This window comes from Vogesella mureinivorans, from assembly GCF_007644035.1.
Classification (GTDB): Bacteria; Pseudomonadota; Gammaproteobacteria; order Burkholderiales; family Chromobacteriaceae; genus Vogesella; species Vogesella mureinivorans.
In genome coordinates this window covers 147,825-154,257 of sequence record NZ_VMTV02000165.1, presented here as the reverse complement: position 1 = coordinate 154,257, position 6,433 = coordinate 147,825, and the positions used below count along the sequence as shown (strand labels likewise).

Genomic DNA, 6,433 nt, shown 5'->3' with positions numbered 1-6,433 from the left:
TGGCTGAGGAGGAAGGATTCGAACCTTCGCATGCCGGAATCAAAATCCGGTGCCTTAACCAACTTGGCGACTCCCCAGTATCCTTGCTATTCCCCGTCTGAAACCGGATGCGCCTTTAACCCCTTGGCAACATACACAGTCATTTCACCAGACAAAGAGTGGAATACTTTATTTGCTTGATCTTCATTTGCCAGCTCCAGAAACACACATGCTCCTGAACCTGTCATCAGCGGCGAACCGTATTCACTTAAACGATTCAAAACCTGTTTTACCGCTGGATATATTTCTGCTACGCCTGGCTGCAAATCGTTTTGTTTTTGCGTCGCGCCAGACAGGCTTCGCATTATGGAGAACGAAGCTTTGCCTGTCAACAACCTTTGTGAAAATTCTTGGAATACCGGCCCGGTCGCCACGTGAACAGGTGGTTTGCATACCACATACCAGGCATCTGGCAGCGCCAGCTCGGTAAGCTGCTCCCCAATGCCGGTAGCGCGGGCATTTTTGCCAAAAATGAATACCGGCACGTCGGCGCCCAGCTGTACGCCCAGCTGCATCAGCGCTTCGCGGCTCAGGCCGCAGCCCCACAGGCGGTTCAGCGCCAGCAGCACCGTGGCGGCATCGGACGAGCCCCCGCCCAGGCCACCGCCCATCGGGATGCGCTTGTGGACACGCAGCGTGGCACCCAGCGGGCTGCCGCTGGCCTGCTGCAGCAAGCGGGCGGCCCGTACGGTGAGGTCGCTCTCGGCCGGCACATCGGGCATGGGGTTCAGTAGCTCGACCACGCCATCGTCGCGCACGGCGATGTCGATGGTGTCGCACAGGTCGATAAAACGGAAGTCGGTATCCAGCAGATGGTAGCCGTCTTCACGCTTGCCGGTAATCAGCAGCGTCAGGTTGAGCTTGGCGGGTGCGGGAAAGGTATGAAAGGTCTGGGCTTGCATGATGACTCAGGGTTGCGGTGCCGGCTGCCATTGCCAGCTGGAAAAAACCAGGCGGATGCTCATGCCTTCGCGTTCCAGCTCTAGCCTGCGTGGCAGCTGGGTATCGGCATCACGGGTATTGCGGATCAGCCAGCCCTGCTGCTGCAGGCGGCCGTCGTCGGCATAACGGGCGGGCCAGCCGGGTGCGGCATGGCCGCGCACCCACCAGGCCAGGTTGGACAGCGGTAGCGGCCAACCCAGGGTGGCTTCGGTGAGGGTTTCCACGTCGGCGGCGTATTGCTCTCGGCCATTGGCTTTCAGCGTTACCCCCTGCGCCGTGCGCGTGAGGCTGGCGACCGTGGTGCCGATGGGGGTTTTTACATCCAGCTGGTCGCCGCCGGGGGCGTGCTGCCAGTCAAAGCTGGCTACTTCGCCCTTGCCCTGGTAGTTCACCGCCAGGCGGCCACTGGTTTCGAAAGCTTCATCCCGCAGGTTGGCCGCAGGGGCTTGCATGCTGCTGTTAACTTCCGGGGTGCTGGCGCAACCGGCCAGCAGAAGAAGGCCGGCAACGAGCCAGCCATACTGATACTTCATGGTTTCAATCTGTTCAGGGTGTCGGTAAGAATCGGGTGGTCAGGGCTGCTCTGGCGGGCTTTTTCCCAGATGGCTCGGGCTTCGTCCTTGCGCCCCAGGCTCCACAGCACCTCGCCCAGGTGGGCGGCTACTTCGGCATCCGGCAGGCGGGCGTAGGAATCCTGCAGCGGTTTCAGCGCTTGCTGGGCATGGCCTTGGCGGAACAGTACCCAGCCCAGGCTATCGAGCACCATGGCGTTATCGGGCTCGGCTTTCAGCGCTTGCTCGATATACCCCTGCGCCTCTTTGAGCTGGCGACCTTGGTTGGCCAAGATATAGCCCAGAGCGTTCAGTGCCTGTGCATCGTCCGGGCGGGCTTTCAGGATAGTGCGCAGGTCTTGCTCGGCATCCGCCACCCTGCCCAGCGATTCCAGCAGCAGTGCGCGCTCGTACAGCACATCGGCCTGACCGGGCAAGATCTTCAATGCTGCATCCAGCAGCGTCACGGCCTGTTCTGGCTGTTTGGCATCTTTGGCCATACGCGCCTGCGCTAGGCTGATGCGCACAGTGTTTTGCGGGTCGGCTGCTAGCGGGGCCAGGCTATCGATAGCTTGCTGCCACTGCCCGGCTTCCGATTGCAGCTGCGCCAGGCGCACGCGGGCCGGCAGCAGGTTGTCACCAGCGCTTACCTGCGCGTACCAGCTTTGTGCCTGGGCGGGCTGTTTGCGCTCTTCTGCCAGCTGGCCCAGTACATAGCGCAGCTCGTTCGGGTCGCTGAAACCGGCCGTCAGCGCGGCTTCCAGATATTGCCGCGCCTGTTCCAGCTTGCCGTTCTGAAACGCCAGCAAGCCGGCCAGATGCAGCACGCCGGGGTGCTGGCCATAGCGTGGCAGCAGGGTCTGTGCGTAGGTCTCGGCTTCGGCGTAGCGCTTTTCACCGGCCAGCAGGCGAATGTAGTTCATGCGCAGCTCGACGCTGGCTTGCGGGCGGCGGGCCAGCTCGGCTTTGAGAAAGTCAATGGCCGCGACCGGGCTCTGGCGGCGCAGGCGCTCCAGCTGCCACATCACCGGCAGGTCCCACTGTGGGGCGATCTGCGCCAGACGCGCCAGCTCCGCGTCTACCGCGTCCTGCTTGCCGGCTTCGGCGGCGACCGCCAGGTGGGCAAAGCGCGCTTCGGGCAGGTCGGGGTAGCGTGCGGCCAACTCGTTGACCAGTTGTTCGGCGCCGGCTTTATCGGCCTGGCGTGCGGCCAACCTGGCCAGCTGTACAAAAATGGCACCGGCGCGTTTGGGCTGCTGCGCCAGCATGCTTTCCAGCAGGCCACGGCTTTCGGCCAGCTTGCCGCTACGCAACAGGGTGATAAAGAACTGCTCGCGGGCCACTTCATCGGCCGGGTCCAGCGCCAGCCACAGGCTGAGCGCGGCGCTGGCGGTATTGATCTGCCCGGCAAACAGGGCAAACTCGGAGGCACGGCGGGCCAGGCGCGGGTCTTGTGTGGTGCGCGCCAGGCTCAGATAGGTTTCAGCAGCCTGGGCGGCACCGCCGCGCTGGGCAGAGATTTCGGCCAGCAGGATGCCGTACAGCCATTCCGGCTGCAGCTGCAGCTTGGGGATGGCCGGGTTGTCGGCGTCGGCCAGGGCTTTGGGTTCGTCGTCCTGCTCGGCGACCGGTGCCACGGCGGCAGGCTGGCTAGCCGCGACTTGCAGGGGGGCGTGCGAGGCGCAGGCAGCCAGTGCCAGCGGCGTGAGTACGGCTACTAGTCTCAGAAGTGCGTTCATGCTGGGCCCAGACATCGATTCAGGCAGGTAGAATACCACGCCATCCAGTTTATTCATGCAGCGCGCAAGGACAGTCATTCATGCCCGAATTGCCAGAAGTCGAAACCACCTGTCGCGGCATCAGCCCGCAGCTAGCCGGCGCCACGCTGCGCGCGGTAGTGATACGCGAGCCACGGCTGCGCTGGCCGATTCCGCCCGAGCTGCCCGCCCTGCTGGCCGGGCGCACGGTACGCAGCGTGAGCCGGCGCGCCAAATACCTGCTGATCGACTTTGACCACGGCACGCTGATCGTGCACCTGGGCATGTCCGGCAGCCTGCGCTTTGTGCCACCCGGCACCACGCCGGAAAAGCACGATCATGTAGACATCGACCTGGGGCAAACAGTTCTGCGCTACCGCGACCCGCGCCGCTTTGGCGCCATGCTGTGGCAGCAGGGGCCGGCCATGGCCCACCCGCTGCTGGCCAGCATGGGGCCGGAGCCGCTGTCGGATGCCTTTGACGGCGCGGTACTGTACGAGGCCACACGCCGCAAGGGCAGCGCCATCAAGCTGGTGATCATGGACAACCACGTGGTGGTGGGCGTGGGCAATATCTACGCCAACGAGTCGCTGTTCTACGCCGGCATCCACCCGGCGCGTGCGGCCAACAGCCTGAGCCACGAAGAGTGCCAGCGCCTGGCCACGCAGATCAAGCGGGTGCTGGCCCGCGCCATCGACGCCGGTGGCAGCAGCCTGCGCGATTTCATGGATGCCAAGGGCAAGCCGGGTTACTTTCAGCAAAGCTACAAGGTCTATGGCAGAGCCGGCCTGACGTGTCATGATTGCGGCTCGCTGATTGGCGAGCTACGCCAAGGGCAGCGCAGCAGCTGCTTCTGCCCGCATTGCCAACCCCTCTGACACGGACCCATACGTGCACGCCCCTACCGCCCTACCCGTTCGCGCGCTACGCCTGGCGCGCCTGGCCCTGCATGTGTTTCGCGGCGTTGTTGCCGTGGGCACCCGTTACCCCCGGCTATCCCAACCCGCCCGCGCGGTGATCACCCAGCGCTGGTCACGCCAGCTGCTGCACATACTGGCCATCAAGGTCAAAGTCAGCGGCACGCCGCCTGGCGTGTACCCGGCCCACACCCTGGTGGTGGCCAACCATGTGTCGTGGCTGGATATTTTTGCGCTGAACAGCGTGACGGTATCGCGCTTTGTCGCCAAAAAAGAGCTGCGCGACTGGCCGGTAGCCGGCTTTCTGGTCAAAAACGCAGGCACGCTGTTTATCGACCGCGCCAACCGCCGCGATGCCAGCCGCGTCAACCAGCAGCTGGCGCAGGCGCTGCAGGACGGCGGCTGCATGGCAGTGTTTCCGGAGGCCACCACCTCGGACGGGCGCGGCATGCTGCCGTTCAAGGCGTCGCTGTTCGAGGCTGCCCGCCTGGCCGGCGCCACCGTGCAGCCGGTGGCCATACGCTTTACCACGCCTGGCGGGCAGTTTTGCGATGCCGCTGCCTACGCTGGCGATACCACCTTCTGGCAAAGCCTGCGCCAGATTCTGCGTACCCGCGCCATGGTGGTAGAGCTGCACTACGCCGAGGCCATCCCGCAGGGGGCGACAGCAGAGCAAACCCGCTTTGCGCTATCCGAAACGTCCCGCCAGCGCATCGCTGGCGCGCTGGGCCTGCCAGAGCAGGCCTGATACCCCACCGGGCGCGGCTATTGGGGTTTTCCGCAATGCGGAAACACCCAATTCTGCCCACCGCCCTAGCAGTGCATGATCGACCCAAGAGATAGCCGGTGCTGCCTGCAGCGCCGCCATAACACACGAGAGGTCGATATGTCGGGTAAGCCGTTTTACAAAACCCTGTATTTCCAGGTCATTGTCGCCATTGTTCTGGGCGTGATGCTGGGCCATTTCATGCCCGAGCTGGGCGCTAAACTGAAGCCGCTGGGCGATGGCTTCATCAAACTGGTGAAAATGATGATCGCCCCGATCATCTTCTGCACCATCGTGGTCGGCATTGCCGGCATGGAAGACATGAAAAAGGTTGGCCGCGTGGGCGGCAAAGCCTTGCTGTACTTTGAAGTGGTTACCACGCTGGCGCTGGCCATCGGCCTGCTGGTAGTGAACTTCGTACAACCCGGTAGCGGCATGAACGTGGATCCCACCACGCTGGATACCGGTGCCATTGCCAAATACACCGAAAAAGCCGCCGGCCAGAGCACGGTAGACTTTATCCTGCACATCATCCCGCAAAGTGCCGTAGGCGCTTTTGCCGAGGGCGAAATCCTGCAGGTGCTGCTGTTCTCGGTACTGTTTGGTGCCGGCCTGTCGATGATGGGCGAGCAAGGCAAGCCGGTGCTGGGCTTCTTTGAAAAAGTGTCGCACGTGCTGTTTGCCATGATCGGCTTCATCATGAAGCTGGCCCCGATCGGCGCCTTTGGTGCCATGGCATTCACCATCGGCAAATACGGCGTGAGCAGCCTGGTGCAGCTGGCCTCGCTGATGGGTACTTTCTACCTGACCTGCGTGCTGTTCGTGGGCCTGGTACTGGGCAGCATCGCCCGCTTCTACGGCTTTAGCGTGTGGAAGCTGATCAAGTACATCAAAGAAGAGCTGATGATCGTACTGGGTACGTCGTCGTCCGAATCGGCCCTGCCGCGCCTGATGGTGAAGCTGGAGCAGCTGGGCTGCGCCAAGCCGGTCGTGGGCCTGGTGGTACCAACCGGTTACTCGTTTAACCTGGACGGCACCTCGATCTACCTGACCATGGCAGCCATCTTTATCGCCCAGGCCTGCAATATCGACCTGACGCTGACACAAGAGCTGACCATTCTGGGCGTGCTGCTGCTGACATCCAAAGGCGCGGCAGGCGTGACCGGCTCCGGCTTTATTACCCTGGCCGCCACCCTGGCGGTGGTACCGGAGATTCCGGTAGCCGGCCTGGCGCTGATTCTGGGTATCGACCGCTTCATGTCCGAAGCCCGCGCCATCACCAACCTGATCGGCAACGCTGTGGCCACCGTAGTGGTAGCCAAGTGGGAAAACTCGCTGGATACCGAGCAGATGGCCCGCGAGCTGGCCAACCCGACACCGATCAACCACGGCGCCCCGGTAGAAGCCCCGCACCTGGTACGCGAAGTCTCCAAAGAGCTGAGCTAAGCACAGCGCAGCGTA

At 63.1% G+C, this 6,433-nt stretch carries 6 protein-coding genes and 1 tRNA gene; 3 read left to right on the top strand and 4 right to left on the bottom strand.

Features of this window, described 5'->3' with window-relative positions; translation table 11 throughout:
• The 4 genes from FLQ44_RS06315 to FLQ44_RS06300 form a co-directional block, all read right to left on the bottom strand.
• Window positions 1-77: transfer RNA gene (locus tag FLQ44_RS06315), tRNA-Gln, on the bottom strand.
• Window positions 78-86: 9 nt separating this feature from the next.
• A complete protein-coding gene (ispE, locus tag FLQ44_RS06310) occupies window positions 87-941 on the bottom strand; it encodes a 4-(cytidine 5'-diphospho)-2-C-methyl-D-erythritol kinase (RefSeq protein WP_147693581.1) in 855 nt (284 codons plus the stop codon).
• Between the two features lie 6 nt (window positions 942-947).
• Window positions 948-1,514: a lipoprotein insertase outer membrane protein LolB gene (gene lolB, locus FLQ44_RS06305; protein ID WP_147693580.1), complete on the bottom strand. Its 567-nt coding sequence runs from the start codon at window positions 1,512-1,514 to the stop codon at window positions 948-950.
• Window positions 1,511-3,271 carry a tetratricopeptide repeat protein gene (locus FLQ44_RS06300; protein ID WP_147693579.1) on the bottom strand — a complete coding sequence of 587 codons (1,761 nt, stop codon included), beginning with the start codon at window positions 3,269-3,271 and terminating at the stop codon, window positions 1,511-1,513. The genes lolB and FLQ44_RS06300 overlap by 4 nt, the downstream gene beginning before the upstream one ends.
• Window positions 3,272-3,351: 80 nt before the next feature.
• Between FLQ44_RS06300 and mutM the strand changes: the two genes are divergently transcribed.
• The 3 genes from mutM (at window position 3,352) to FLQ44_RS06285 (ending at window position 6,418) form a co-directional block, all read left to right on the top strand.
• Window positions 3,352-4,167, top strand: a complete 816-nt coding sequence (mutM, locus tag FLQ44_RS06295; RefSeq protein ID WP_147693578.1) for a bifunctional DNA-formamidopyrimidine glycosylase/DNA-(apurinic or apyrimidinic site) lyase — start codon at window positions 3,352-3,354, stop codon at window positions 4,165-4,167.
• Between the two features lie 13 nt (window positions 4,168-4,180).
• The gene (locus tag FLQ44_RS06290; protein WP_147693577.1) at window positions 4,181-4,954 is read left to right on the top strand and encodes a lysophospholipid acyltransferase family protein; all 774 of its coding nucleotides are present in this window, start codon (window positions 4,181-4,183) and stop codon (window positions 4,952-4,954) included.
• 138 nt (window positions 4,955-5,092) lie between these two features.
• Window positions 5,093-6,418 (top strand): dicarboxylate/amino acid:cation symporter, encoded by a 1,326-nt coding sequence (locus FLQ44_RS06285; RefSeq protein WP_147693576.1) that lies wholly within the window; start codon window positions 5,093-5,095, stop codon window positions 6,416-6,418.
• Window positions 6,419-6,433: the final 15 nt, after the last annotated feature.